This is a genomic window from Vibrio sp. YT-19(2023) (assembly GCF_033337395.1).
Genome location: NZ_JAWOQN010000245.1, coordinates 1 through 905, shown reverse-complemented (window position 1 = coordinate 905; position 905 = coordinate 1). Strand labels below are relative to the sequence as shown.

Genomic DNA, 905 nt, shown 5'->3' with positions numbered 1-905 from the left:
ATATCAGTAGAAGAGCCTTCAGAGAAAACGAGAAAGCCCCAAAAGGGATGCGTATGGCCGAGAGTAATCAAGAACTCATAGCGATGTTAAACAACCCTCGCTCTTCAACTATTGTTTTCAGCTGTGATAACCAAAGCGAAGTTCAACAGATCGCGTTAGATTGCTACCGTTTAAGGTCCGCATATGGTCGTCAGCTAAAGATTATTGTCAGGGAGACCCAACAATGTCTGAGATATGCAGATGAAAAGTTCTTACTCCGCGCGGGGGCGAACTTCATTTCACATGCGCAGATCCCCCATATGCGCTTTATGACTCAGGTTGAAGCAATTCAAGGCCAAATGCTTACACGCCAAATTCCTGACAGTTTAGAGGCGCTCTTAAAGCATGACCTTAAGTTTGGTAGCAAAGGCTACTTACAAAACCAGGATTTTAACCAATACTGTATTGACGTCATTTCCCACTCAACACACGCAAGTGTGAACTTTGCGCTCATCAAGCTGAACTTATTGCCAGGCATGACGGCAGAGGAATGTTTACGTCTTTGCCATGTTCGAAGAGATGGCGACGTTGTGACAGCCTGCAAAAAAGCTCTATATGTCTTGTTCAGTGCTATTCGACATAGCGATATTGACATTGCACTCAACAATATATTTGAGTTCCCAGTGAGAGACTTATTTCACTCAACTCACACGTTTGATACTCAATTTGATATCGAAACAGAGCTAAAATTCATGGTTCAAGATGAAGCTGTCATATCCGATGACGTTTCAACCTTGACGACAGAGAGGGAAATATTCCATACCACCACCAATTCACTGGTTGATGTTCCCGTTTTGTTTGCTGTCAAAAAGGACATTGAGCTTAAGGAACGTTCATGAATATTAACGACTTTTTACTGACCGCGA

General features: G+C 42.8%; 1 protein-coding gene. It reads left to right on the top strand.

Annotated features, from left to right (window positions below):
* On the top strand, positions 1–878 hold an 878-nt coding region (gene bcsE / locus R7E78_RS25165; RefSeq protein ID WP_318058478.1), incomplete at its 5' end, for a cellulose biosynthesis protein BcsE.
* Positions 879–905 lie beyond the last annotated feature (27 nt).